Here is a 26249-nt window from a genome sequence, read left to right as displayed (position 1 = left end):
CAGGTTTAATGAGTATCGCGCCATGCACAATAATAAAGGTCTCACCCTCAGCGCGCCGCTTAGCGGTCCGATCATCAAGCTGGCCCTGGTCCCGGATGACGTATTTTCCAGCGGCATGATGGGCGACGGTATTGGTATCGACCCTCTGAACGATTGTTTGTATGCGCCCTGTGACGGTGTTGTCGTGCATGTCGCCAAAACAGCCCACGCCCTGACCATCCGCGCCGAAAACGGCGCCGAGCTGCTGTTGCATGTGGGGCTGGACACCTTTGATCTGCAGGGTGAGGGTTTCCAGTTACTGGTGGAGAACGGCGCACAGGTCAGCAATGGGCAACCGCTGCTGCGCTTCAACCCCGATCACATCGCGCAACGCTGCAAAAGCCTGATCAGCTTGCTGGTGCTGACCAATGGTGAGCATTTCGAACTGCACCCGGCGCAACAGGGCACGGTTCTGGCGGGCGAGGCGTTGCTGCATATCGTTGCACGCCAGAGTGGTGCGCCCTCGGCCGTCGCTGACAACACCAGCCAGCAGGCCCAAGGCAGTGTGCGCATTACCCATCACGGTGGCCTGCACGCGCGACCGGCTGCGCTGGTGCGCCAGACCGCCCTCGGATTCAAGAGCGTGTCGCGCCTGCATATGGGCGCCAATTCAGCCCCCTGCGACAGCATTGTGCGGTTGTTGGCGCTGGGCATCTGCGAGCAGGATGAGGTAAAGGTCAGCTGCGAGGGCGAAGATGCCGAAGCTGCGCTCCAGGCTATTTTGGCCGCGCTGGGCAAGGCACAATCCGCACCGGCACCTGCCAGGCCAACACCGACACCGACACCGACACCGCTCCGCGCCATCAATCCACCAGGGCAACTCAACGGAGTATGCGCAGCGCCGGGACTGGCGAGCGGCCCGCTGTTTTATTTGACCGGCGTGCAACTGCCCGCCGACCCTGGCAACCATGTGCCCGAGCAACAATTGCGGGCACTCAATACCGCGCTGGAGCAGGTACGCGGCGAAATCCGGCTAACCCTGATCGCCGCGCGCGAGCAAAACAATGGCGATGAGGAAGCGATTTTTGCCACTCACCTGGACCTGCTTGATGACAGCGCACTGCTCCAGGACAGCCATTTGGCCATCGCCCAAGGCCAGGGCGCGGCCCATGCCTGGAGCGCGGCCATCGAGCAGCAATGCACGATTTTGAAGAGTCTGGGCAACACCCTGCTGGCTGAGCGCAGCAACGATTTGCACGACCTGCAACAACGGGTTCTGCGTGCCCTGCTGGGCGAGAGCGGGCATTGCCAGCTGCCGCCGGGGGCCATCGTCGCAGCCCATGAACTGACCCCTTCCGACTTGCTGATGCTCAGCGCGCAGAACGTCGCCGGGCTGTGCATGGCGGCAGGCGGTGCTACTTCCCATGTGGCGATTCTGGCACGCGGCAAAGGCCTGCCTTGCCTGGTTGCCCTGGGCCCCGATGCCCTCGACTTACCTGTCGGCCAGCCAGTGATACTCGACGCCGACAACGCTCGTCTTGAACTGACGCCGAGCGATGAGCGCATCGAACAGGTGCGTCAAACCACTCTGGCCCGCCAGCAACGTTTTGCCCGGCAACAACTGCACGCCCATGAACCCGCCATCACCTGCGACGGCCAGCACATTGAAATTGCCGCCAACGTTGCCTCCAGCCATGAAGCTGCCAGCGCCAACGCCAACGGTGCAGACGGCGTGGGTTTGCTGCGCACTGAATTCCTGTTTGTCGACCGCAGCACGGCTCCCAACGAGCAAGAACAGATTGCGGCCTACCAGAGCGTGCTCAATGCCATGGGTGACAAGCCGGTAATCATCCGCACCATTGATGTGGGCGGCGACAAGCAACTCGACTACCTGCCACTACCCGCCGAAGCCAACCCGGTACTGGGCCTGCGCGGTATCCGCCTGGCGCAACTGCATCCCGACGTGCTCGACCGGCAATTGCGCGCCTTGCTGCAAGTCAGCCCGACGCAGCGTTGCCGCATCCTGTTGCCGATGATTACCGAGGTCGATGAGCTGCTGCATATCCGTCGGCGCCTGGATGCCTTGCGCGTCGAAATGGGCCTGAGCCAACGCCCGCAACTGGGCGTCATGATTGAAGTCCCGGCCGCCGCCCTAATGGCTGAGCAATTGGCCGAACATGCGGATTTTCTCTCCATCGGCACCAACGACCTGTCCCAGTACACCCTGGCGATGGACCGCGACCATGCCGGGCTGGCCGCCCGCGTCGATGCCCTGCACCCGGCGTTGCTGCGCCTGATCGCCCACACCTGCAGCGGGGCTGCCAGGCATCAGCGCTGGGTCGGTGTGTGCGGTGCACTGGCCAGTGACCCGTTGGCCACGCCGGTGTTGATCGGCCTGGGGGTTCGCGAGCTGTCGGTCAGCCCGCTGCAAATCGGTGAAATCAAGGCCCGGGTCCGTCAACTGGATGCCGGGATGTGCCAGACGTTAAGCCAGACCCTGCTGAACATGAGCAATGCCGCATCTGTACGCGAGGCCTGTCGTCAGTACTGGCCACTGTGCGACTGACAACAATAACAACGACGGAGAATCTCTCATGTACCAATACTTTATCGAAGGATTGCAACGGCTTGGCCGGGCGCTGATGCTGCCGATTGCGATCCTGCCCATTGCCGGACTGTTACTGCGCCTGGGCGACACCGACCTGCTCGACATTGCGATCATCCACGACGCGGGCGGAACCATTTTTGCCAATCTGGCGTTGATCTTTGCCATCGGCATTGCCGTGGGCTTTGCTCGCGACAATAACGGTACTGCCGGATTGGCGGGTGCAATCGGCTACCTTGTGCTGGTTTCAACCCTCAAGGCGCTGGACCCCAATATCAATATGGGCATGCTCGCCGGGATTGTCAGCGGCCTGATGGCCGGGGCGCTGTATAACCGCTTCAAAGATATCAAGCTACCGGAGTACCTGGCGTTTTTTGGCGGTCGTCGCTTTGTACCGATCGTCACCGGATTTGCGGCCGTAGCCCTGGGGGCCTTGTTCGGTGTGATCTGGCCACCTATCCAGGAAGGCATCAACAGCCTCGGCGTGTTGCTGCTCGAAAGCGGCAGCCTGGGCGCGTTTATATTTGGTGTGCTGAATCGACTGCTGATCGTGACCGGGTTGCACCATATCCTCAACAATATGGCGTGGTTTGTGTTCGGCAGTTTTACCAACGAAGCCGGGCAAGTGGTGACCGGCGATCTGACCCGCTACTTTGCAGGCGACCCCAAGGGCGGGCAATTCATGACGGGCATGTTCCCGATGATGATGTTCGGCCTGCCCGCTGCCTGCCTGGCGATGTACCGCAATGCACTGCCAGAACGGCGCAAATTGATGGGCGGGATTTTCCTGTCGCTGGCACTGACGGCATTTTTAACCGGCGTCACCGAACCCATCGAATTCGCCTTCATGTTTCTCGCGCCTTTGCTCTACTTGCTGCACGCGCTGCTGACCGGTCTGTCGATGGCCATCACCAATCTGCTGAATATCCACTTGGGCTTCACCTTTTCCGGTGGTGCCATCGATATGCTGCTGGGCTGGGGCAAGTCGACCAATGGCTGGATGATTTTCCCCATCGGACTGGCGTATTTCGCCCTTTATTATCTGGTGTTCGATTACTGCATTCGCCGCTTCAATCTGAAAACCCCGGGGCGTGAAGACAACCCTGTAACCGAAACCGTCGATCTCACCGAGAACCAGCGCGCCAATACCTATATTCAGGCACTGGGCGGCCCGGACAATCTGATCAGCGTCGGCGCCTGCACCACCCGCCTGCGCCTGGAGCTGGCCGATCGCAACAAGGCCGTGGACAGCGAACTCAAGGCCCTGGGCGCCATGGGCGTGATGCGCCCCGGTCGTGCGGGCAGCCTGCAAGTCGTGGTCGGGCCAATGGCTGACAGCATTGCCGATGATATTCGCCTGGCGCTATCGCAAGACAACCGGTCGCATGCCATCAGTACAACGCCGACCGCTGCGCTTGAGCCCGTGCAAGAAGTCGAATCCGGGCACGCACAAAAATGGCTGAACGCACTGGGCGGCAGCAGCAATGTATTGCACGTTGAATGCGTGGCTATTACCCGCTTGCGGGTCAAGCTGGGGGAAGAGCATTTGCTATCAGAAAGTCAGCTCAAGGCTTTGGGTAGCCAGGGCATGAGCCAGCACGCCGATGGCATTTGGCATGTGTTGGTAGGGGAACAGGCAGGCGGGTTGAGCGAGGTGTTGGGACGTTTGATCAAGCCAGCATAGATCTTGTGGGAGATCCTGTGGGAGCGGGCTTGCTCGCGATGGTATCTACGCGGTCATGCAGGCAGACCTGGTTGATACCATCGCGAGCAAGCCCGCTCCCACATTAGAGCATGCCAGCACTCACAAATCCGCCAAACGCCATACTTCATAAGCAGGCGTTTCATACGGGTGGCTGAGTTTGAGCGCAGCCACCACGGCGTGAATCAGATCATCGGCAACAACCAGCTCAACCTTCCATTCCCCGACATACTCGACCTGACCGGTTTGCCCGATAAACGGCTGACTGCCGTCCAGCGCACGAAACTGGCCCTGGCCCAGGGTCTGCCAGGCGCAATGGTCGTAGGTGCCGATTCGACCGCCACCGGCAGCGAATACGGCATCCTTGACCACTTCAACATGGCTTGGGGGAACGAAGAAGCTGAGCTTGTACATCGCGTTTAATCTACCCAAGCACGAGCGTTACGGAACATGCGCAACCACGGTGCATCTTCATTCCACTCTTCAGGGCGCCACGAGTTTTGCACAGCGCGGAATACACGTTCCGGGTGCGGCATCATGATGGTCACCCGGCCGTCACGGCTGGTCAGGCCGGTAATCCCGCGCGGCGAACCGTTAGGGTTGGCCGGGTAGTTTTCCGTGACCTTGCCGTGGTTGTCGACGAAACGCAGGGCTACAGCACCGGACAGATCCGCTTGCAGCATGGCTTCTTCGCTGGCGAACTCGGCATGGCCTTCACCGTGGGCAATAGCGATCGGCATGCGCGAACCGGCCATGCCCTGCAGGAAGATCGAGTTCGACTCCTGAACCTGAACCATTGCCACACGGGCTTCGAACTGCTCGGAGCGGTTACGCACAAAGTGCGGCCACAGCTCGCTGCCCGGGATCAGTTCGCTCAGGTTGGACATCATCTGGCAACCGTTGCACACACCCAGGGAGAAGCTGTCGGAGCGCTCGAAGAAGCTCTGGAACGCGTCTCGGGCACGGGCGTTGAACAAGGCCGACTTGGCCCAGCCTTCACCGGCACCCAGTACGTCGCCGTAAGAGAAACCACCGCAGGCAACCAGGCCCTTGAACTCGTTCAGGTCGACACGGCCGGCCAGAATGTCGCTCATATGCACGTCGATCGCGTTGAAACCAGCACGGTCAAACGCCGCCGCCATCTCCACCTGACCGTTGACGCCCTGCTCACGCAGTACCGCCACTTGCGGGCGAATGCCTTTCTTGATGTACGGCGCGCTGATGTTGTTGTTGACGTCGAAGCTCAGCTTGACGCTAAGGCCCGGGTTGTCTTCTTCCAGCAGCACGTCGAACTCTTGCTCGGCGCATTCAACGTTGTCACGCATACGCTGGATCTGGAAGCTGGTTTCAGCCCACTGGCGCTGCAACAGGCGACGCTCGCCGGTAAACACGGTCTCGCCGTTGAAGCTGATGCTGACTTCGCCATTGTTCAGTGGCTGACCAACCACCGCCACACACTCGCCCAGACCGGCAACGCTGAACTGCGCCAGTACTTCGGCGGTGGAGTCCTGACGGACCTGGATCACGGCACCCAGTTCTTCGTTGAACAGAATGGCCGGGATTTCGCTGGCGTTCTGGGTCAGGCAATCAAGCACCAGGTTCAGGCCGCAGTGACCGGCAAAGGCCATTTCCATCACGCTGGTGAGCAAACCGCCGTCGGAACGGTCATGGTAAGCCAGCAGGTGACCATCGGCGTTCAAGCCCTGGATCACGGCGAAGAAGGCCTTGAGGTCTTCCGCGTCATCCACGTCCGGCGCCTGCTTGCCCAGTTTGCCGTAGGTTTGTGCCAGGATCGAGGCACCCATGCGGTTCTGGCCACGGCCCAGGTCGATCAGGATCAGATCGGTCAGGCCCTTGTCCATGCGCAATACCGGGGTCATGGTCTGGCGAACGTCGAGCACCGGGGCAAAACCGGTGACAACCAGCGACAGCGGCGAGGTCACCGTCTTGTCGGTACCGTCTTCGTTCCAGCGGGTTTGCATCGACATAGAGTCTTTGCCCACGGGAATGGTGATGCCCAGCTCAGGACACAGCTCCATGCCCACCGCTTTTACGGTGTCGTACAGACGGGCATCTTCACCCGGGTGACCGGCTGCGGACATCCAGTTGGCCGACAGCTTGATGTCGCTGATCTTGCCAATGCGCGAAGCGGCGATGTTGGTCAGGGTTTCACCGATAGCCATGCGGCCCGATGCCGGAGCATCCAGCAGTGCCAGCGGAGTACGCTCGCCCATGGCCATGGCTTCACCGGTGTACACATCGAAGCTGGTCGCAGTAACGGCAACATCAGCCACCGGCACTTGCCACGGGCCAACCATCTGGTCACGGGCAACCAGACCGGTGATGGTGCGGTCGCCAATGGTGATCAGGAAGCTTTTGCTGGCAACCGCCGGGTGATGCAGAACGCGCTCGACACACTCGCCAATGCTCAGTGCAGCCGGGTCGAAATCATCGCCCAGCTCGGCTTCACGCACTGCCGAACGGTGCATGCGCGGCGCCTTGCCCAGCAACACTTCCAGTGGCATATCCACCGGGTTGTTGCCGAAGTGGCTGTCGGTGACGGTCAGCTGCGGTTCGGCAGTCGCTTCACCGACCACGGCAAACGGGCAACGCTCACGCTCGCAGATCGCCTGGAAGCGGTCGAAGTCTTCGACGCCTACGGCCAGAACGTAACGTTCCTGGGATTCGTTGCTCCAGATCTCGTGCGGGGCCATGCCCGGCTCGTCGTTTGGAATATTACGCAGCTCGAAGCGGCCACCACGGTCGCCGTCGTTCACCAGCTCAGGGAAGGCGTTGGACAGACCACCGGCACCCACGTCGTGGATAAAGCTGATCGGGTTCTTGTCACCCAACTGCCAGCAACGGTCGATAACTTCCTGGCAACGGCGTTCCATTTCCGGGTTTTCGCGCTGTACCGAAGCGAAGTCCAGGTCTGCCGAGCTTGCGCCGGTCGCCATCGAGGACGCAGCACCGCCGCCCAGGCCGATCAGCATCGCCGGGCCACCCAGCACGATCAGCTTGGAGCCAACGGTGATTTCGGCTTTCTGTACGTGTTCGGCGCGGATGTTGCCCATGCCACCAGCCAACATGATCGGCTTGTGGTAACCACGCACTTCTTCGCCACGCGGTGTGGTGATGGACTGCTCGAAAGTACGGAAGTAACCGGTCAGGGCCGGACGACCAAATTCGTTGTTGAACGCAGCGCCGCCCAGCGGGCCTTCGATCATGATGTCCAGCGCGGTGACGATGCGCTCAGGCTTGCCGTATGGCACTTCCCACGGTTGTTCAAAACCCGGGATCTGCAGGTTGGAGACGGTGAAACCGGTCAGGCCAGCCTTTGGCTTGGCACCACGGCCGGTTGCGCCTTCGTCACGGATCTCGCCACCGGAACCGGTCGCTGCACCCGGGAACGGGGCGATGGCAGTCGGGTGGTTGTGCGTCTCGACCTTCATCAGGATGTGCACCGGCTCCTGCACCGCGCCGTACTGGCGGGTTTCAGGGTCCGGGAAGAAACGCCCCGCCACGCTGCCGACGATCACGGAAGCGTTGTCCTTATAAGCAGACAGAACGCCTTCGCTGTGCATCACGTAGGTGTTCTTGATCATGCCGAACAGGCTCTTGTCCTGGCTCTGGCCGTCAATGTCCCAACTGGCGTTGAAAATCTTGTGCCGGCAATGCTCGGAGTTGGCCTGGGCAAACATCATCAGTTCGATGTCGTGCGGGTTGCGCCCCAGACCGTTGAAGGCATTGACCAGATAGTCGATTTCGTCCTCGGCCAGTGCCAGGCCCAACTCGACGTTGGCTTTTTCCAGCGCGGCGCGACCGCCACCCAGCACGTCAATCGCCGTCAGCGGCTTGGGCTGGGCGTGACTGAACAGGCCAGCGGCCTGCTCAAGGGTGTCCAGCACGATTTGCGTCATGCGGTCATGCAAAGCAGCAGCGATCAGCTCGGCATCCGCGTCGCTGAACTGGCCAGCTACATAGAATGCAATGCCGCGTTCCAGGCGCTGGATTTTCGCCAGGCCACAGTTACGGGCAATGTCGCTGGCCTTGCTCGACCAGGGGGAAATGGTGCCAAACCGCGGCAACACCAGGAACAGTCGGCCACTCGGCTCTTGGACCGGCACACTTGGGCCGTACTTCAGGAGACGAGCCAGTACCTGCTGTTCATCGCTGGTCAGCTCACCGGTGGTATCGGCAAAGTGGGCGAATTCAGCATACAAACCAGTGACAGCCGGAACCTTGAGGCTCAGTTGTGCAAGGAGTTTGCTGTGGCGAAAGGCAGAAAGGGCAGGAGCGCCGCGCAGGATCAACATCTTCGGGACAGCCTCGGGAGGGGTATGCTTTGAGGCCCGGCATTCTAGCCTAAACCGTTCGCCACGGCACCCGAAACGGCACACCTGACGCACACCAAACGTCGCTAATCGACCAAAGCCTTATTCTTTATGGCTATCAGCCGCCTGATGGATGGTCGTTTATGATCTTTAAACACCTATCTACCCCCCAATCCACAAGGGTTTCAGCCTTTTTCACATCCAATATCAGAATGACTGAAAATTGTCGAGATATGGCACCTGCGCTGCTTTGCGTATACTGCGCGGATGTTTTCCATAACTGATATCCGCCCGCGCTGCGCCAAATGGCTGCTCGCAACCGGACTCTTCCTGATGCTCGGTGCCTGCGTTGAAAAACCCAGCACGCTTGAGCGCGTAAAGGAGGATGGGGTACTGCGGGTGATTACCCGTAACAGCCCCGCGACCTATTTCGAGGATCGCAATGGCGAAACCGGCTTTGAATACGAGCTGGTGAAGCGCTTTGCCGACGATCTGGGGGTTGAGCTGAAGATCGAAACAGCTGACAACCTGGACGAAATGTTCAATCAACTGGGCCAGCCTGACGGCCCTGTTCTAGCTGCTGCCGGCCTGGTCAGCAGCGAGAAACGCCTGCAACAAGCCAAGTTCTCTCACCCGTACCTCGAAGTCACACCGCAGATCATCTATCGCAACGGCCAGTCACGCCCCACCTCTGCCGCTGATCTGGTGGGCAAGCGCATCACCGTCATGAAAGGCAGTTCCCACGCCGAACAGCTGGCCGAACTGAAAAAACAGTACCCGGGGATCGAATACGACGAATCTGACGCCGTTGAAGTGGTCGACTTGCTGCGCATGGTCGATGAGGGCCAGACCGACCTGACTCTGGTCGACTCTAACGAAGTGGCGATGAACCAGGTGTACTTCCCCAATGTGCGCGTGGCCTTTGACCTGGGCGATGCCCGCAGCCAGCGCTGGGCAGTCATGGCCGGTGAAGACAACAGCCTGCTCAACGAGATCAACGCCTACCTGGACAAGGTCGAAAAGAACGGCACCCTGCAGCGCCTTAAAGACCGCTACTACGGCCATGTGGATGTACTGGGCTACGTGGGTGCCTACACCTTCGCCCAGCACCTGCAACAGCGCCTGCCCAAGTACGAAAAGTTCTTTAAGGAAGCAGCCAAGAAAGAACAGATCGACTGGCGCCTGCTGGCGGCCATGGGCTATCAGGAATCCCTGTGGCAACCCGCCGTGACCTCCAAAACTGGCGTTCGCGGCCTGATGATGCTGACCCAAAACACAGCACGGGCCATGGGTGTGTCCAACCGCCTGGATGCCAAGCAAAGCATCATGGGCGGCGCCAAGTACCTTGCACTGATCAAGAGCGAACTGGACGACGATATCCAGGAACCTGATCGCACCTGGTTTGCCCTGGCGGCCTACAACGTTGGCGGTGGTCATCTTGAGGACGCGCGCAAGCTGGCCAAAAAAGAAGGCCTGAACCCGAACAAGTGGCTGGACGTGAAGAAAATGCTGCCTCGCCTTGCGCAGAAGCAGTGGTACAGCAAAACCCGCTATGGCTACGCCCGTGGTGGCGAACCGGTGCACTTTGTGGCCAACATCCGCCGTTACTACGACATCCTGACATGGGCCACGCAGCCGCAGCTCGAAGGTGACCAGGCTGCCGACAGCAAGCTGCATATCCCGGGCATCGACAAGACCAAGCCCAAGGAAGAGCCGCAGCTGTAGAGCGGCTCATACTCCGTGTCAAACCTACTTAAACCTTCGCCGCAGCCAGAATCAGCGCCTTCATCTCGGCCACAGCCGATTTGAAGCCCACGAACAAGGCATGTGCCACCAGCGCATGGCCAATATTCAATTCATTGATGCCCTTGATCGCAGCCACTGCCTCCACGTTGTGGTAATGCAAGCCGTGACCGGCGTTGACGATCAGCCCCTGCCCCAGACCAAACGCCACGCCATCGGCCACGCGCTGCAGTTCCTCAGCCACTTCAGTCGGGGTTTGCGCATCGGCATAACGCCCGGTGTGCAGTTCGATAGCAGGCGCGCCGACACGCCTGGACGCTTCGATCTGACGCTCATCGGCATCGATAAACAACGACACTTCGCAGCCGATTTTCGCCAGACGATCAACCGCCGCCTTGATCCGCGCTTCCTGCCCAGCCACATCCAGGCCGCCTTCGGTGGTCAGTTCCTGACGGGTTTCAGGCACCAGGCAGATATGCGCCGGGCGAATGCGTTCGGCAAACACCATCATCTCTTCGGTCACACCCATTTCGAAGTTCATGCGCGTTTGCAGCACGTCCTTGAGCAGCAATACGTCGCGCTCCTGAATGTGTCGACGGTCTTCGCGCAGATGCACGGTAATACCGTCGGCGCCCGCCTCTTCTGCGTCCAGGGCTGCCTTGACCGGATCAGGGTAACGGGTGCCGCGAGCCTGACGCAGCGTGGCTACGTGGTCGATATTCACGCCGAGAAGAATGCGATTGCTTTGGGTCACGAGGGCTCTCCTGAAGAGTTGAAGATTCGGCGCACAGCATACCGGTCTATTCAGGGCTTGCGAAACAACTCACGACTGGCCAGCGGCTTGCCGGCCAAATGCACCGCCAATGCCTGACGCATCAGGCGCTTGGCGGCGGACAGTGCACCTGGGACGGTCCAGTCGGCCTCAGCCATGCCGTGTAGCTCGGCGCCGTGGAACAGGCCGGGTTGCACCAGGTAAATCCGCTCAAGCCCGGCATCCACCTGCAAACGGTACATACCATCGCCAGCTACCGGTTCTCCGTGGATATCATGGGTCAGGGAGAAGCTATAACCCAGATCATCCAGCAGGCGCCATTCGAACGCCCGCAGCAGAGGCTCCAGAGGCCGACCTTCAGCTAACGCAACCAGGGTCGCGGCATAGTGGTCGAAAACCGCCGGATGGGGATCTTCGGCGGGCAGCAAGCGGATCAGCAGTTCGTTGAGGTAGAGGCCGCTGAACAACGCTTCGCCACTGAGCCAGCTGGCAATTCCGGCACTTTCCATTCGCCCGACGTTTTTCAGTTCGCCACGACCACGAAACTCGATTTCCAGCGGCACGAAAGGCCGCGCCAGCGTACCCGCCTTGCCCCGCGCACTGCGCAGCACCGCCCGCAGCCGCCCCTGAGGCGTGATGAAGTCCACCAGGGCGCTGGTTTCACGATACGGGCGACTGTGCAGGACGTAGGCGAGTTGGGGGGCTGGGGCTTTGCTGGACATGGGTGTCAGGTATCTCTGGAAACTAAAAGCACCCTCACCCTGGCCCTCTCCCGAGGGAGAGGGAACTGATCGAGTTGCTTTTAGAGATGCATCGACCTGAAATACCGAGTCGACTCTGGATTTAAAAACAGCATTCCCAGCCAACCCGGATCAGCCCCCTCTCCCTCCGGGAGAGGGTTGGGGTGAGGGCTTCTTTTACAGGTCGCCGTAGCCCAGGGAACGCAGGGCGCGCTCGTCGTCGGACCAGCCGCCTTTCACTTTCACCCACAGGTTAAGCATGACTTTGGAGTCGAACAACAGCTCCATATCCTTGCGCGCTTCGGTGCCGATGCGCTTGATGCGCTCGCCCTTGTCGCCAATGATGATTTTTTTCTGACCGTCACGCTCAACCAGAATCAGGGCATGGATATGCAGGGTTTTGCCCTGCTGCTTGAATTCTTCGATCTCAACGGTGATCTGGTACGGCAGCTCGGCACCCATCTGGCGCATGATCTTTTCGCGTACCAGTTCAGCGGCCAGGAAACGGCTGCTGCGGTCGGTGATCTGGTCTTCCGGGAAGAAGTGATCGTTCTCCGGCAGGTGATCGGCAATTACCCGCTCCAACGCTTCCAGGTTGTGACCATGCTGAGCGGAGATCGGAATGATCTGGGCGTTCGGCAGTTGCTCCTGAAGCCAGCTCAGGTGCGGCATCAACTCGGCCTTGTCTTCGATGCGGTCGGTCTTGTTCAGCGCCACGATCAACGGGCCGGTCACGTACTGCACGCGCTCCAGCACCATCTGGTCTTCGTCGGTCCACTTGGTGCGGTCGACAACGAAGATCACCACGTCGACGTCTTTCAACGCCGCCGAAGCGGTTTTATTCATGTAACGGTTCAGGGCCTTTTCGCCGCCCTTGTGCATGCCCGGGGTATCCACGTAGACCGCTTGCACGTTGCCTTCGGTCTTGATGCCCAGCATGTTGTGGCGGGTGGTCTGGGGCTTGCGCGAGGTGATCGCCAGCTTTTGACCCAAAATGTGATTCAGCAGCGTGGATTTACCCACGTTTGGTCGACCAACAATGGCAACGTAGCCACAGCGAGTTGCGGTTGTATCAGTCATGGCCATTCTCCACGCCAAGGGCTATCAGTGCTGCGGCGGCCGCTACCTGTTCGGCAATGCGACGGCTCACGCCCTGTCCCCGGCTTTTTTCATTCAATAAGGCAATCTCGCACTCAACAAAGAAAGTGCGGCAATGCGGTTCGCCCTGGATATCTACCACTTCGTAACGTGGCAGATCGCAGGCACGCGACTGCAGGAACTCTTGCAGACGGGTCTTTGGATCTTTATTGGTGTCGACCAGGGTCAGGGTCTCGAACTCGCTGGCCAGCCAGGCCAATACTCGGTCACGAGCCACTTCCATGCCCGCATCCAGGTAAATGGCGCCGATCAGCGCTTCAAGAGCATCTGCCAGGATCGATTCACGGCGAAAACCACCGCTTTTCAGCTCACCCGAGCCCAGGCGCAGGTACTCGCCCAGTTCGAAACCCCGGGCCAGTACGGCCAGGGTTTCGCCTTTTACCAGGCGGGCGCGCAGACGCGACAGCTGGCCTTCACGGGCTAACGGGAAGCGGTCAAACAATGCTTCACCGGCAACAAAATTGAGGATGGCATCCCCCAGGAACTCAAGGCGCTCGTTATTGCGCCCCGCGAAACTGCGGTGTGTCAGGGCCAGAATCATCAGTTCCTGGTCTTTGAAGGTGTAGCCGAGCTGACGCTCTAAACGTTCTAAAGAAAAACTCACGATTTACCCACGCTGAGTTCGTGGCCGAATGTCACCACCGGACCGGTATAAGGGATCAGTGATGCTCGTTTATCGCATAGCAAATCAGGGAACGGGCTGTTCGCCGCCGTCACACTTAACGCTTTGTTCAAATCCACATCCTGAATACTCAGACGCACGATTTATTTCGCACACCTGAAAAGCATTCGGCGCTGTTATTAACAGCGCCGTTTTTGGCTACTTGATCAGACCAACCCGCGAGAAGTTCGGCAGGTTGCTCGCTTTGGGTTCCGGCCAGCTCATCCAAACAGCAAAGGCCTTGCCGACGATGTTCTTGTCGGGAACCATGCCCAGCTCGTCTTTGGGAATGTTCGGATCATCCCAGTAACGGCTGTCGTTCGAATTGTCGCGGTTGTCACCCATCATGAAGTAGTGCCCGGCCGGAACCGTCCACTCTTTGCCGGGTGGTGCACGATAGCGGCTCATTTCCTTGCGGATCATGTGCTCGGTTTCACCCAGCTTCTCTTTGTACAGCTCGGCGCTGCCCAAAGTACCAGGCTCGACACCCACCAGCTGCTCGGCAACCAGTTGATCGTTGACGTACAGTTTCTTGTCGCTGGTGTAGCGAATCTTGTCGCCCGGCAGGCCGACTACACGCTTGATGTAGTTGACTGCCGGATCGCTTGGGTAGCGAAACACCATCACATCGCCCCGCTTCGGATCACCCACTTCAATGACTTTCGTGTCGAGAACCGGCAAGCGGATCCCGTACGAAAACTTGTTCACCAAAATGAAGTCGCCTACATCCAGGGTCGGCTTCATCGAGCCGGACGGAATCTGGAACGGCTCAACCAGAAACGAACGCAGCACCAGCACGATAAACAACACCGGGAAAAACGACTTGCCGTATTCAACCAGCAGCGGTTCTTTGTTGAGCTTTTCGACCACCTGCATATCAACCGGCGTAACGCTGGCTTGATAGTGGGCAATGGCCTTGCGCCGGCGCGGAGCCAGGAAGACCAAATCGAGCAGCGCCAGCAAACCGCACACGGCAACAGCAATGACCAGCAACAGCGGGAAATTTAGTGACATAGGACCTAGCTATCCAAACGGAGCACTGCAAGGAAGGCTTCTTGTGGAATTTCCACGTTGCCCACTTGCTTCATGCGTTTTTTACCGGCCTTTTGCTTTTCCAACAGCTTGCGCTTACGGCTAACGTCACCACCGTAGCATTTGGCCAGTACGTTCTTTCTGAGTGCCTTGACGGAGGTCCGTGCAATGATCTGCCCGCCAATGGCGGCCTGGATCGCGACGTCGAACATCTGGCGCGGAATCAGTTCTTTCATCTTCTCGGTCAACTGGCGACCTTTGTAGTGCGCGTTTTCCTTGTGCACGATCAAGGCCAGGGCATCAACCTTGTCACCGTTGATCAGCACATCGAGTTTGACCAGATTAGCCGACTGGTAGCGATCGAAGTGGTAATCGAGCGAAGCATAGCCGCGACTGGTGGATTTGAGACGATCGAAGAAGTCCAGAACCACTTCGTTCATCGGCAAATCGTAGGTCACTTGCACCTGGCTGCCCAGGAATAGCATGTCGTGCTGTACGCCACGCTTTTCAATGCACAGGGTAATGACGTTACCCAGGTGCTCCTGAGGCACAAGAATGTTGGCACGCACGATTGGCTCGCGCATGTCTTCAATCATGGACAGGTCTGGCAGCTTGGACGGGTTATCGACGTAAATCGTTTCGCCGGTCTTGAGCACCAGTTCAAAGATTACGGTTGGCGCCGTGGTGATCAGGTCCAGGTCGTACTCGCGCTCCAGGCGCTCCTGAATGATCTCCATGTGCAGCATGCCCAGGAACCCGCAACGGAAGCCGAAGCCCAGTGCGTCGGAGCTTTCCGGGGTGTATTGCAGCGACGAGTCGTTGAGCGTGAGCTTTTGCAGCGCATCGCGGAAGTCTTCGAAGTCATCGGAGCTGACCGGGAACAGGCCCGCGTAAACCTGTGGCTGAATGCGTTTGAAACCAGGCAACACGTCAACGTCCGGGGTGCTGCTCAAGGTCAGGGTATCACCCACTGGCGCACCGTGAATGTCCTTGATACCGGCGATGATAAAGCCTACTTCACCGGCTTTCAGATCAGTGGTAGCCGTGTGCTTGGGGTTGAACACACCCACGCTGTCTACCAGATGCATCTTGCCGGTGGATTTGACCAGAATCTTGTCGCCCTTTTTCACGCGGCCGTGGCGCACGCGAACCAGGGACACAACGCCCAGATAGTTGTCGAACCAGGAGTCGATGATCAACGCTTGCAGCGGATCTTCGATATTGCCGGTCGGCGCCGGAATGGTATGCACCAGGCGCTCAAGCACCTCGTCCACGCCCAGACCGGTCTTGGCGCTGCAGGTCACGGCGTCGGTGGCATCGATACCAATGATCTTTTCGATCTCTTCCTTCACCCGGTCAGGATCAGCCTGGGGCAGGTCGATCTTGTTCAATACCGGCATGACCTCAAGGCCCTGCTCGATCGCGGTGTAGCAGTTGGCTACGGACTGGGCTTCCACGCCCTGCCCCGCATCGACCACCAGCAAGGCACCTTCACAGGCCGCCAGGGAACGGCTGACTTCATAGGTGAAGTCGACGTGGCCCGGGGTGTCAATGAAGTTCAGTTGGTAGGTCTTGCCGTCTTTGGCCGTGTAATACAGAGTTACGCTGTGGGCCTTGATAGTGATCCCGCGCTCACGCTCGAGGTCCATGGAGTCCAGTACCTGGGCTTCCATTTCGCGGGCAGTCAGGCCACCGCACATCTGGATAAAACGATCGGCCAGCGTCGACTTGCCATGGTCAATGTGGGCGATGATGGAGAAATTGCGGATATGACTCAGATCACTCACGGGTCAACACTCAAAAAAGTCGCAGGCAGACTGCCCGCCGAAAAATAGCCGGGAATTGTACCTGAACATCGCGCCAAGCGTCACGTTCACAGGCCAATGGGCACCTACAAAAAAGCCCCTATCGCGAGATAGAGGCTCTTGAGTGACTCAATGACCGCTTATCAACCCGCCCGGCGCAAGAGCCAGAGACCGGCAACTGCACAGATGGAGGCCGGCAGCAGCACCGCAAACAGCGGCGAGAAGCCGAACACCAGACTTAATGGCCCAAGCAGGTCCTGAGCGATCTTGAAGGTGAAACCCACCAAGACCCCGGTAAACACGCGCTGACCGAGAGTAACAGAGCGCAACGGGCCGAAGATGAAAGATATCGCCATCAACACCAGCGCAGCAGTAACCAGCGGCTGCAACACCTTGACCCAGAAAGCCAGCCAGTAGCGGCCATTGTTCAGGCCCTGATCCTTGAGGTAGTGGATATAGTTCCACAAGCCGGCGATCGACAGCGACTCAGGGGCCATAACCACAGTACTGAGCAGTTGCGGGCTCAACGCCACGTCCCACTTCTCTTCCGGAGCCTTGACCACTTCGGTGCGATCGCCATGGAAAAGGGTGGTACTTACATCGCTCAACTGCCAGTTGCCCTGATCGAACTGGGCCTTTTTGGCAAAGCTCGCCGACTGCATCTGGTGGTCTTTGTCAAAGCGATAGCGGGTCACACCATAGAGCAGGCCATTGGGCTGAACTGCGTTGATATGGATGAATTCATCCCCCTGGCGATGCCACAGGCCATGCTTGGAGCTTTGCGAGTCGCCACCGCCCTGTGCCAGCGCCCGGTTGGCCTGAGCGATGTTTTCAGTGGCAGGCACCACATACTCGCCAATCAGCACACCGGCCAGCATCAGCACCAGCATCGGTTTCATCACGGCCCAGACAATGCGCCCCAAGGACACACCCGCAGCACGCATGATGGTCAATTCACTGTTACTGGCCAGACCACCCAAACCAATCAGGCAGCCAATCAGCGCGGCCATCGGCAGCATTTCGTACAAGCGACGCGGAGCAGTCAGCATGACAAAACTGAAGACATCAAAAATGGTGTAGCTGCTGCTGATGCTGCGCATCTCGTCAATCAACGCGAACAGCAAAGCCAGACCCAGAATAATCCCCAATACAGCCAGAATCGCCAACAACACACTGCTACCAATGTAGCGATCGAGCTTAACCACGGGCCATCTCCTCGGCACTACGACGACTTGCCAGCTTCAAGCGCAGCGGCTCCCAGTACATCAGCCCCAGGCCAATGACCAAAAACAGCCCGTGCACCCACCACAAGCCCAGCGCCAGCGGGATCTTGCCGCCCTCAAGCAGGCCTCGACCCCAGGTCAGCATGCTCAGGTAGCCCATATAAAGAAGAATGGCTGGCAACAGCTTGAGGAAACGTCCCTGCCGCGGGTTGACTCGCGACAGCGGTACCGCAATCAGGGTCACGATAAACACCAGTATTGGAAAGGCAATACGCCATTGCAACTCGGCAACCGCACGGGGCTCCGGGTTACCAACAAGGTCGCGGGTAGGGATCGCATCGCGGTCCGTCACATCGTTACTGATTTCCGGCTTGGGCAGTAAAACGCCATAGGTGTCGTATTTGATGGCGCGATAGTCAGCCTGACCCGGGTTGCCGTCATAGCGATAGCCGTTGTCCAGCACCAGCCAGCGGCTGCCATCAGGGCGTATTTCCTGGCGGCCTTTTTCAGCCAGCAACACTGAAACACTACGGTCCTTGGCCTCTTCACCCAACTTTTTCTGAGTAATGAAGACACCAGACAGGAGGGAGCGATCGTTGCTCAGCTCTTCGGTATAAGTCACCCGGGTGCCATCACTCAACGACTGGAAGCGACCTGCTTCCAGAGTGTCGAACTCGGTCAGGGCGTCCTGTTTATTAAGCAGCAGCTGAAACTCGTTGGCGCCTTGCGGTGCCAGGCTCAGGCTGAGCCAGGCGACGATCAGGGCCACCAGCGCAGCAGGCGCCATGGTCATGGCCAACAAACGCTGACGGCTCATGCCGGTGGCCGACAGCACAGTCATCTCGCTCTCAAGGTACAAACGACCGTAAGACAGAAGAATGCCCAGAAACAGCCCCAACGGCAGGATCAGTTGCATGAAGCCCGGCAGGCGAAAGCCCATGATCAGGAACAATGAGCCCGGATCCAGGGCGCCAGAGGCAGCCTGGGCCAGATATTTGATGAAACGACCGCTCATGATGATGACCAGCAGCACAGCGCTGACAGCGCTCAATGTAAGCAGGACTTCGCGGGATAGATAACGGAAGACGATCAAACCAGACACTCCAGGGTCGTCAGGCTAAGGCGGCCAAACAAGCAGCATAACGAGTCGGCCCATACCCCATCATAGATGAGACGGGCCGTCTAAAAAGATGGCGCATTATCCTGTGAATGCCCTTCCCTGTCACTGCGCAGTCTTGAAAGTGGCAACTTGGCCCTAAACCGGGGTTGTCAGGCTCCTCCGCCGGGGTTCAAACTGCCCGCCTTTATATAAGCAAACAAACAGTACCGTTTGTGCGCATATCGACCATTTGACTCAGGGACCCGGACATGGAACTGGTTGTAAAAAGCGTTAGCCCAGAAACGTTGAAAACGGCCACTCTGGTGGTCGCCATCGGCGAAGGCCGCAAGCTCGGCCCAACCGCCAAAGCCATCGACGAACTCACCGGCGGCGCCATCAGCGCAGTCCTCAAGCGTGGCGACCTGGCCGGTAAAACCGGTCAAAGCTTGCTGCTGCACAGCCTGCCCAACCTCAAGGCCGAGCGTGTGCTGTTGCTGGGCACTGGCAAGGATGAAGAACTGGGCGACCGCCCGTTCCGTAAAATCATCAGCGGCGCTCTGGGTGTCCTCAAGGGCCTGGGCGGCAGCGATGCGGTGTTCGCACTGGACGAACTGGTAGTCAAAGGTCGCGACAGCTACAGCAAGACCCGCCTGCTGGCTGAAACCCTGGTGGACGGCGAATACACTTTCGATCGTTTCAAGAGCCAGAAGGCCGAACCCCGCGCCCTGAAAAAAATCACCCTGCTGACCATCAAGGCTGCGCAGGCTGAAGTTCAGCGTGCCGTGACCCACGCCCAGGCGATTGCTGCGGGCATGTCGTTTACCCGCGACCTGGGCAACCTGCCGCCAAATATCTGCCACCCGAGCTTCCTGGCCGAACAGGCCAAGGATCTGGGCAAGGAATACAAAGGCCTGAAGGTCGAGATTCTTGACGAGAAAAAGATCAAGGATCTGGGCATGGGCGCGTTCTACGCCGTGGGCCAGGGCAGCGACCAGCCTCCACGCCTGATCGTGATGAACTACGCAGGCGGCAAGAAATCCGAAAAACCGTACGTACTGGTCGGCAAGGGCATCACTTTCGACACCGGCGGTATCAGCCTCAAGCCGGGCGCCGGCATGGATGAAATGAAGTACGACATGGGCGGTGCTGCCAGCGTATTTGGCACCCTGCGCGCCGTACTCGAGCTGAAACTGCCGATCAACCTGGTATGCATTCTGGCCTGCGCCGAAAACATGCCAAGCGGTGGCGCTGCGCGCCCCGGCGATATCGTGACCACCATGAGTGGCCAGACCGTGGAAATCCTCAACACCGACGCCGAAGGCCGTCTGGTGCTGTGTGATGCCCTGACCTACGCCGAGCGCTTCAAACCCCAGGCCGTGATCGATATCGCCACCCTGACCGGCGCCTGCATGGTTGCCCTGGGCGCCCACACCTCGGGCCTGATGGGCAACAACGACGAATTGATCGGTCAACTGCTGGAAGCCGGCAAGCAAGCCGACGACCGCGCCTGGCAACTGCCGTTGTTCGACGAGTACCAGGAGCAACTGGATAGCCCGTTTGCCGACATGGCCAACATCGGCGGCCCTAAAGCCGGCGCGATCACTGCTGGCTGCTTCCTGTCGCGCTTCGCCAAGGCTTACAACTGGGCGCACCTGGACATCGCCGGTACGGCATGGGTCAGTGGCGGCAAGGACAAGGGCGCCAGTGGCCGTCCGGTTCCCCTGCTGACCCAGTACCTGCTGGATCGCGCCAACGCTTGACACTGACAATCGATGGCTGCGTCGCCTGAGGGCGGCGCAGCCCCGATTCAGGAACCGCAATGACCCCAGAATTGAACAAAGAGCCGACCAAAATCGACTTTTACATCCTGCCCAGCGCCGAACCTTCCGCGCGGCTGGATTTTGCCTGCAAACTGACCGAAAAGGCCTGGCGCCTTGGCCATCGTGTGTACCTGCATTGCACGGATGCTGCACAACGCCAGGACCTGGATGAACGCCTGTGGCGCTTCAAGGGCGAAAGCTTTGTGCCCCACAGCAACAGCGAAGACCAGCCCGACGGTGTCGTGGTCATGGGTTGTGCAGACGCGCCTGCCAGCCACCAGGATCTGTTGATCAATCTGGACCTGAATGTCCCCGAATTCTTCAAACGCTTCGCCCGCGTGGCCGAAGTAGTGGTCGAAGACCCCGCCGTCCGACTGGCCGCACGGGAGAGTTTCCGTTTCTACCGTGAACAGGGCTATCCTCTGCAAGACCACAAGCTGCAACGACTCTGAGCACACGATGGACACTACCAATTCGCCGCAAAAAGCTGCACATCTGCTCGATGACCTTGAGTCCATTCGCAAGCTGCTCGGCGATGAGGGCCTGCAACCGCCGCTGCTGACTGACATGGTAGGCGGCGAGGAGGCGCAAATCCCGCTGCTGTCTGACGTCATCAATGAAGAACCCGAGCCCGAGCAAATACCGCTGGTCGGGATTGCGCCGGCACCTGCGGCAGAAAAAGCCCCCGACGCCCTGCTGGTGCATCTGGACAAAGAACTGCGCACTGCGGCCCAGACCATCATGCAGGACGTGATCAACGACTTCGCCCCGCATATCGAAACCGAGATCAAACGCCGCCTCGATGCGCATATGGAGCGGTTGCTCGCCCAACACCAGAGCTGATCGCTCACCCTGTGGCAGCGGGCTTGCTCGCGATGGCATCACCTCGACTGGCCTGACAGACCGCGTCGCCTGAATCGCGAGCAAGCCCGCTCCCACAACAGTAAAAGCTTATCCCCGTACACCTCGCCCTGCGCCTCCCACCCCGCTATACTTGTCGGCTTTCCTGAATTAATGCCAATAGGGTCCCGCCGCGCATGGATAAGACCTACCAGCCGCACGCCATTGAATCTTCCTGGTACAAAACCTGGGAAGAAGAGAATTATTTTGCCCCGCAAGGCGCGGGCGACCCGTACACCATCATGATTCCGCCGCCGAACGTCACCGGCAGCCTGCATATGGGCCACGGTTTCAACAACGCGATCATGGACGCCCTGATCCGTTTCCGTCGCATGCAGGGTCGCAACACCCTGTGGCAGCCAGGTACCGACCACGCCGGTATCGCCACCCAGATGCTGGTTGAGCGTCAGATCGAAGCACAGGGTCTGAACCGCCACGATCTGGGCCGCGAGAAATTCCTCGACAAGATCTGGGAATGGAAAGAGCAGTCCGGCGGCAATATCAGCCGTCAGATCCGTCGCCTTGGCTCGTCCGTAGACTGGAGCCGCGAGCGCTTCACCATGGACGACGGCCTGTCCGAAGCCGTGAAGGAAGCCTTCGTGCGCCTGCACGAAGATGGCCTGATCTACCGTGGCAAGCGCCTGGTCAACTGGGACACCAAGCTGCACACCGCGATTTCCGACCTTGAAGTGGAAAACCACGACGAGAAGGGTTTCCTGTGGAACCTGCGCTACCCGCTGGCTGACGGCGCCAAGACCGCTGAAGGTCTGGGCTACCTGGTGGTTGCTACCACCCGTCCGGAAACCATGCTCGGTGACGCCGCTGTTGCCGTTAACCCGGAAGACGAACGCTACAAGGCCCTGATCGGCAAGTTTGTTGAGCTGCCACTGGTTGGCCGCCGCATCCCGATCATTGCTGACGACTATTGCGACCCTGAATTCGGCACCGGCTGTGTGAAAATCACCCCGGCCCACGATTTCAACGACTATGAAGTCGGCAAGCGTCACAACCTGCCGCTGCTCAACATTTTCGACAAGAACGCCAAGGTGCTGCCTGCCGCTCAGGTGTTCAACCTCGATGGCAAGCTGAACGAAAGCGTCGATGGCACCCTGCCAGCCAAATACGCAGGTCTCGACCGTTTCGAAGCACGCAAGCAAATCGTGGCCGACTTTGACGAGGCCGGCCTGCTGGTCAGCGTCGACGATCACGCCTTGAAAGTACCGAAAGGCGACCGCTCCGGCACTATCATCGAGCCGTGGTTGACCGACCAGTGGTACGTATCGACCAAGCCTTTGGCCGAGCCTGCCATTGCCGCCGTTGAAGACGGCCGCATCGCGTTCGTGCCAAAACAGTACGAAAACATGTACTTCTCGTGGATGCGCGACATCCAGGACTGGTGCATCAGCCGTCAGCTGTGGTGGGGCCATCGCATCCCGGCCTGGTACGACGAGTCGGGCAAGGTCTATGTAGGCCGCGACGAAGCCGAAGTACGCGCCAAGAACAACCTGGGCCCGGACGTTGCGCTGCAACAGGACAACGACGTGCTCGACACCTGGTTCAGTTCGGGTCTGTGGACGTTCTCCACCCTGGGCTGGCCGGAAAAAACCGACGCGCTGAAAACCTTCCACTCCACTGACGTGCTGGTCACCGGCTTCGACATCATTTTCTTCTGGGTTGCCCGGATGATCATGCTCACCATGCATTTGGTGAAGAACGAAGACGGCACCCCGCAAGTTCCGTTCAAGACCGTGTATGTACACGGCCTGGTACGTGACGGTCAGGGCCAGAAGATGTCCAAGTCCAAGGGCAACGTCCTCGACCCGCTGGATATCATCGACGGTATCGAGCTCGAAGACCTGGTGGCCAAACGCACCACCGGCCTGATGCAGCCAAAACTGCTGAAGAAGATCGAGAAGCAGACCCGCGAAGAATTCGCCGACGGCATCGCCAGCTACGGCACTGACGCCCTGCGTTTCACCTTCTGCTCGCTGGCATCCACCGGTCGTGACATCAAGTTCGACATGGGCCGCGTTGAAGGCTATCGCAACTTCTGCAACAAGATCTGGAACGCCGCACGCTACGTGCTGGACAAGGGCGAAGACTGCGGCCAGAACGGCGAAGCCTACGAACTGTCGCTGGCCGACCGCTGGATCATCTCGCAGTTGCAACGCACCGAAGCCGAAGTGACCCGTCACCTCGACCAGTTCCGTTTCGACCTCGCGGCACAAGCACTGTACGAGTTCATCTGGAACCAGTACTGCGACTGGTACCTGGAACTGTCCAAGCCTGTACTGTGGGACGAGAACGCTCCGGTAGAGCGCCAGCGCGGCACCCGCCGAACCCTGGTTCGGGTACTGGAAGTGGCCTTGCGCCTGGCGCATCCGTTCATGCCGTTTATCACCGAAGAAATCTGGCAGCGTATCGCGCCGCTGGCCGGTGTCGAAGGCAAGACCATCATGCTGCAACCCTGGCCGGTGCCGAACGAAGCACGCATCGACCAGGCTGCCGAAGACGATATCGAATGGCTCAAGGGCCTGATGCTCGGCACGCGCAACATCCGTGGCGAAATGAACATCGGCCCGGGCAAACCGTTGCAGCTGTACCTGAAAAACGTCAGCAGCGAAGATCAGCGCCGTTTGACCGAGAACGATGCCTTGCTCAAAAAGCTGGCTAAACTCGAATCGATCACCGTGCTGCAAGACGGCGCCGAAGCTCCTCTGTCCGCGACTGCTTTGGTAGGCGAGATGGAAGTGCTGGTGCCAATGGCCGGCCTGATCGACAAGGATGCAGAGCTGGCGCGTCTGGACAAGGAAATCCAGCGCCTGAACGGCGAAGTGGCGCGAGTAGGCGGCAAACTGTCGAATGCCGCGTTCGTTGACAAGGCCCCGGCCGAAGTCATCGAGAAAGAACGTGCCAAGTTGGCCGAGGCCGAACAGGCCTTGAGCAAACTGGCAGACCAGCACGCGCGGATTTCCAGCCTGTAAACACGCTGCGCACCTGATCGCGGGCAAGGCCGCTCCCACAGAACTAAACCCTGTGGGAGCGGGCTTGCCCGCGATTGCTTTTGTGGAATGAATTGAACATGACTACCCCACGTACTTCCAAAGCCACACGCCACAAACCCAAGGCTGCCAGCGATGCCAAACCGGTCGAGCCACGGGTCAAACCCAGCCTGCACCCGCGCAACCGCCACCAGGGCCGCTATGACTTCCCTCAGCTGATTTCGGTATGCCCGGAACTGGCCGAGTTCGTGATCACCAACCCGTACGGCAAAGAGAGCATCGACTTCGCCAACCCAACGGCTGTGCGCGTATTCAACCGTGCCCTGCTCAAGGCGTTCTACGGCATTGCGCACTGGGATATCCCGGCTGACTACCTGTGCCCGCCAGTCCCGGGACGCGCCGACTACGTACACTTCCTGGCTGACCTGCTGGCCAGCATCAACGATGGTGAAATCCCGCGCGGGCAAAACGTTCGCGTGCTGGACATCGGCATGGGCGCCAACTGCGTCTACCCGCTGATCGGCCATAGCGAATACCGCTGGCAGTTCCTGGGCACTGAAGTCGACCCGACAGCAGTAAAGGCGGCCAAAGCCATTGTGCAGTCCAACGGCCTGAACAAGGCCATCAGCCTGCGCTTGCAGCCAAACCCGCAGAAGATCCTGCTGGACCTGCTGGAAAGCACTGAACGTTTCGACCTGACAATGTGCAACCCGCCGTTCCACGCCTCGCTGGACGAAGCCACACGCGGTAGCGAGCGTAAATGGCGTGCACTGGGCAAGGCAGACCCCAAGCGCAAACTGCCGGTGCTGAACTTTGGTGGCCAGGCGGCCGAATTGTGGTGCGAAGGTGGCGAACAGCGCTTTGTCACGCAACTGATCCGCGAAAGCATTCAGGTGGGTCGCCAAATCCTGTGGTTCAGCGTTTTGGTGTCCAAGGCGTCCAACTTGCCGGCCATCCAGACCGCACTGAAAAAAGCCGGTGCCCGCGAAAGCCAGGTCGTGGACATGTCCCAGGGCAACAAGCAAAGCCGCTTTGTGGCCTGGACCTTCCATGACAAAGAGCAGCAGCAGATGTGGCGCGAGAAGAACTGGAAGTAATTCGGCCAAACCTATGGGAGCGGCGGTGCGACGATTCGACTTGCCCGCGATGGCATCAGCGCGGTGTTTCAGGGGCACCTGACCGCCCGCATCGCAGGCAAGCCAGCTCCCACAGGTTCAGCGCAGTTCGCGGGCATTGAATGCCCATAAAAAAGCCGCGCTTCGGAGTGATCCGAAGCGCGGCTTTTTTACAGCAGTCTTACTTGTTAACAGCGTCAGTCAGGCCTTTGGCCACAACGAGCTTGATAACTTTTTTGGCTGCGATTTCGATGGCGGCGCCAGTCGAAGGGTTACGGCCAGTACGGGCAGGACGCTCGGTCACTTTCAGTTTGCCAATACCTGGCAGAGTGATTTCGCCGCCATTTTCCAATTGATCAGCAACGATCTGGGCCAGTTGGTCCAGAGCGTTACGCGCGGTAGTTTTTGGCGCGTCGATAGCTTCAGCGATATCGGCAATCAGTTGGTCTTTAGTAATAGCCATTGAGATGTTCCTTCCCTATCAAATTCATTTGGTTTGCAGAGTGCAATGTCAGCCATCGAGCCAGATCTCAAGGGTCTGGCACACCCGCCAGCTTTC

At 59.1% G+C, this 26249-nt stretch carries 20 protein-coding genes; 8 read left to right on the top strand and 12 right to left on the bottom strand.

The features are described 5' to 3' along the window. Window positions 1–22 precede the first annotated feature (22 nt). Both ptsP and nagE read left to right on the top strand, forming a co-directional pair. A complete protein-coding gene (ptsP, locus tag ACZRMH_RS06375) occupies window positions 23–2545 on the top strand; it encodes a phosphoenolpyruvate--protein phosphotransferase (RefSeq protein ID WP_464012685.1) in 2523 nt (840 codons plus the stop codon). A 28-nt stretch (window positions 2546–2573) separates the two neighbouring features. Beyond that, window positions 2574–4268, top strand: coding sequence for an N-acetylglucosamine-specific PTS transporter subunit IIBC (gene nagE / locus ACZRMH_RS06370; RefSeq protein WP_464012684.1), 1695 nt, complete (start codon window positions 2574–2576; stop codon window positions 4266–4268). Window positions 4269–4388: 120 nt separating this feature from the next. Here nagE and ACZRMH_RS06365 read toward each other — a convergent pair whose 3' ends face one another. Beyond that, entirely contained in the window at window positions 4389–4700 is a 312-nt protein-coding gene (locus ACZRMH_RS06365) for an NGG1p interacting factor NIF3 (RefSeq protein ID WP_464012683.1), read from the bottom strand. Between the two features lie 5 nt (window positions 4701–4705). Beyond that, on the bottom strand, window positions 4706–8602 hold the full coding sequence (gene purL / locus ACZRMH_RS06360) for a phosphoribosylformylglycinamidine synthase (RefSeq protein ID WP_464012682.1): 3897 nt from the start codon (window positions 8600–8602) through the stop codon (window positions 4706–4708). A gap of 285 nt (window positions 8603–8887) precedes the next feature. Here purL and mltF point away from each other — a divergent pair, with 285 nt between their 5' ends. Next, window positions 8888–10345 (top strand): membrane-bound lytic murein transglycosylase MltF, encoded by a 1458-nt coding sequence (mltF, locus tag ACZRMH_RS06355; protein ID WP_464012681.1) that lies wholly within the window; start codon window positions 8888–8890, stop codon window positions 10343–10345. Between the two features lie 28 nt (window positions 10346–10373). On the opposite strand, the gene pdxJ is transcribed toward mltF, so the two are convergent. From pdxJ to lptF, 9 genes are all read right to left on the bottom strand, one after another. Further along, window positions 10374–11117, bottom strand: a complete 744-nt coding sequence (gene pdxJ / locus ACZRMH_RS06350) for a pyridoxine 5'-phosphate synthase (RefSeq protein ID WP_464012680.1) — start codon at window positions 11115–11117, stop codon at window positions 10374–10376. A gap of 50 nt (window positions 11118–11167) precedes the next feature. After that, on the bottom strand, window positions 11168–11857 hold the full coding sequence (gene recO, locus ACZRMH_RS06345) for a DNA repair protein RecO (RefSeq protein WP_464012679.1): 690 nt from the start codon (window positions 11855–11857) through the stop codon (window positions 11168–11170). Between the two features lie 195 nt (window positions 11858–12052). Continuing rightward, on the bottom strand, window positions 12053–12955 hold the full coding sequence (gene era / locus ACZRMH_RS06340; protein WP_019822047.1) for a GTPase Era: 903 nt from the start codon (window positions 12953–12955) through the stop codon (window positions 12053–12055). Continuing rightward, the gene (gene rnc, locus ACZRMH_RS06335; RefSeq protein WP_464012678.1) at window positions 12948–13637 is read right to left on the bottom strand and encodes a ribonuclease III; all 690 of its coding nucleotides are present in this window, start codon (window positions 13635–13637) and stop codon (window positions 12948–12950) included. Before rnc ends, era begins: the two co-directional genes overlap by 8 nt. Further along, window positions 13634–13768, bottom strand: a complete 135-nt coding sequence (locus ACZRMH_RS06330; protein WP_464012677.1) for a hypothetical protein — start codon at window positions 13766–13768, stop codon at window positions 13634–13636. Before ACZRMH_RS06330 ends, rnc begins: the two co-directional genes overlap by 4 nt. Before the next feature lie 85 nt (window positions 13769–13853). After that, a complete protein-coding gene (gene lepB, locus ACZRMH_RS06325) occupies window positions 13854–14708 on the bottom strand; it encodes a signal peptidase I (RefSeq protein WP_464012676.1) in 855 nt (284 codons plus the stop codon). A 5-nt stretch (window positions 14709–14713) separates the two neighbouring features. Continuing rightward, window positions 14714–16513 carry a translation elongation factor 4 gene (gene lepA, locus ACZRMH_RS06320; protein WP_464012675.1) on the bottom strand — a complete coding sequence of 600 codons (1800 nt, stop codon included), beginning with the start codon at window positions 16511–16513 and terminating at the stop codon, window positions 14714–14716. Window positions 16514–16674: 161 nt separating this feature from the next. Further along, window positions 16675–17736 carry an LPS export ABC transporter permease LptG gene (lptG, locus tag ACZRMH_RS06315; RefSeq protein ID WP_464012674.1) on the bottom strand — a complete coding sequence of 354 codons (1062 nt, stop codon included), beginning with the start codon at window positions 17734–17736 and terminating at the stop codon, window positions 16675–16677. After that, window positions 17729–18847, bottom strand: coding sequence for an LPS export ABC transporter permease LptF (gene lptF, locus ACZRMH_RS06310; RefSeq protein WP_464012796.1), 1119 nt, complete (start codon window positions 18845–18847; stop codon window positions 17729–17731). The genes lptG and lptF overlap by 8 nt, the downstream gene beginning before the upstream one ends. Before the next feature lie 275 nt (window positions 18848–19122). On the opposite strand from lptF, the gene ACZRMH_RS06305 reads away from it, so the two are divergent. The 5 genes from ACZRMH_RS06305 (at window position 19123) to rlmF (ending at window position 25672) form a co-directional block, all read left to right on the top strand. Beyond that, window positions 19123–20613, top strand: a complete 1491-nt coding sequence (locus ACZRMH_RS06305; RefSeq protein ID WP_464012673.1) for a leucyl aminopeptidase — start codon at window positions 19123–19125, stop codon at window positions 20611–20613. Window positions 20614–20672: 59 nt separating this feature from the next. Then, complete coding sequence (locus tag ACZRMH_RS06300; RefSeq protein WP_464012672.1) at window positions 20673–21125, top strand: DNA polymerase III subunit chi; 453 nt, start codon at window positions 20673–20675, stop codon at window positions 21123–21125. 7 nt (window positions 21126–21132) lie between these two features. Then, a complete protein-coding gene (locus ACZRMH_RS06295) occupies window positions 21133–21516 on the top strand; it encodes a DNA polymerase III subunit chi (protein WP_464012671.1) in 384 nt (127 codons plus the stop codon). 194 nt (window positions 21517–21710) lie between these two features. Continuing rightward, window positions 21711–24557, top strand: a complete 2847-nt coding sequence (locus ACZRMH_RS06290) for a valine--tRNA ligase (RefSeq protein ID WP_464012670.1) — start codon at window positions 21711–21713, stop codon at window positions 24555–24557. 98 nt (window positions 24558–24655) lie between these two features. Continuing rightward, window positions 24656–25672 (top strand): 23S rRNA (adenine(1618)-N(6))-methyltransferase RlmF, encoded by a 1017-nt coding sequence (rlmF, locus tag ACZRMH_RS06285; protein WP_464012669.1) that lies wholly within the window; start codon window positions 24656–24658, stop codon window positions 25670–25672. Between the two features lie 199 nt (window positions 25673–25871). Here the strand turns inward: rlmF and ACZRMH_RS06280 are convergent, their stop codons facing one another. After that, complete coding sequence (locus ACZRMH_RS06280; RefSeq protein WP_003440137.1) at window positions 25872–26153, bottom strand: HU family DNA-binding protein; 282 nt, start codon at window positions 26151–26153, stop codon at window positions 25872–25874. Window positions 26154–26249: the final 96 nt, after the last annotated feature.

The sequence above is a fragment of the Pseudomonas sp. B414 genome (genome assembly GCF_055408445.1).
This window is presented reverse-complemented; position numbering and strand designations above follow the sequence as displayed.

Coding starts and splice junctions, on each gene's coding strand:
- ptsP (WP_464012685.1), top strand. CDS start 23: ATGCACAATAATAAAGGTCTCACCCTCAGCGCGCCGCTTAGCGGTCCG.
- nagE (WP_464012684.1), top strand. CDS start 2,574: ATGTACCAATACTTTATCGAAGGATTGCAACGGCTTGGCCGGGCGCTG.
- ACZRMH_RS06365 (WP_464012683.1), bottom strand. CDS start 4,700: ATGTACAAGCTCAGCTTCTTCGTTCCCCCAAGCCATGTTGAAGTGGTC.
- purL (WP_464012682.1), bottom strand. CDS start 8,602: ATGTTGATCCTGCGCGGCGCTCCTGCCCTTTCTGCCTTTCGCCACAGC.
- mltF (WP_464012681.1), top strand. CDS start 8,888: ATGTTTTCCATAACTGATATCCGCCCGCGCTGCGCCAAATGGCTGCTC.
- recO (WP_464012679.1), bottom strand. CDS start 11,857: ATGTCCAGCAAAGCCCCAGCCCCCCAACTCGCCTACGTCCTGCACAGT.
- era (WP_019822047.1), bottom strand. CDS start 12,955: ATGACTGATACAACCGCAACTCGCTGTGGCTACGTTGCCATTGTTGGT.
- lepB (WP_464012676.1), bottom strand. CDS start 14,708: ATGTCACTAAATTTCCCGCTGTTGCTGGTCATTGCTGTTGCCGTGTGC.
- ACZRMH_RS06305 (WP_464012673.1), top strand. CDS start 19,123: ATGGAACTGGTTGTAAAAAGCGTTAGCCCAGAAACGTTGAAAACGGCC.
- ACZRMH_RS06300 (WP_464012672.1), top strand. CDS start 20,673: ATGACCCCAGAATTGAACAAAGAGCCGACCAAAATCGACTTTTACATC.
- ACZRMH_RS06295 (WP_464012671.1), top strand. CDS start 21,133: ATGGACACTACCAATTCGCCGCAAAAAGCTGCACATCTGCTCGATGAC.
- ACZRMH_RS06290 (WP_464012670.1), top strand. CDS start 21,711: ATGGATAAGACCTACCAGCCGCACGCCATTGAATCTTCCTGGTACAAA.
- rlmF (WP_464012669.1), top strand. CDS start 24,656: ATGACTACCCCACGTACTTCCAAAGCCACACGCCACAAACCCAAGGCT.
- ACZRMH_RS06280 (WP_003440137.1), bottom strand. CDS start 26,153: ATGGCTATTACTAAAGACCAACTGATTGCCGATATCGCTGAAGCTATC.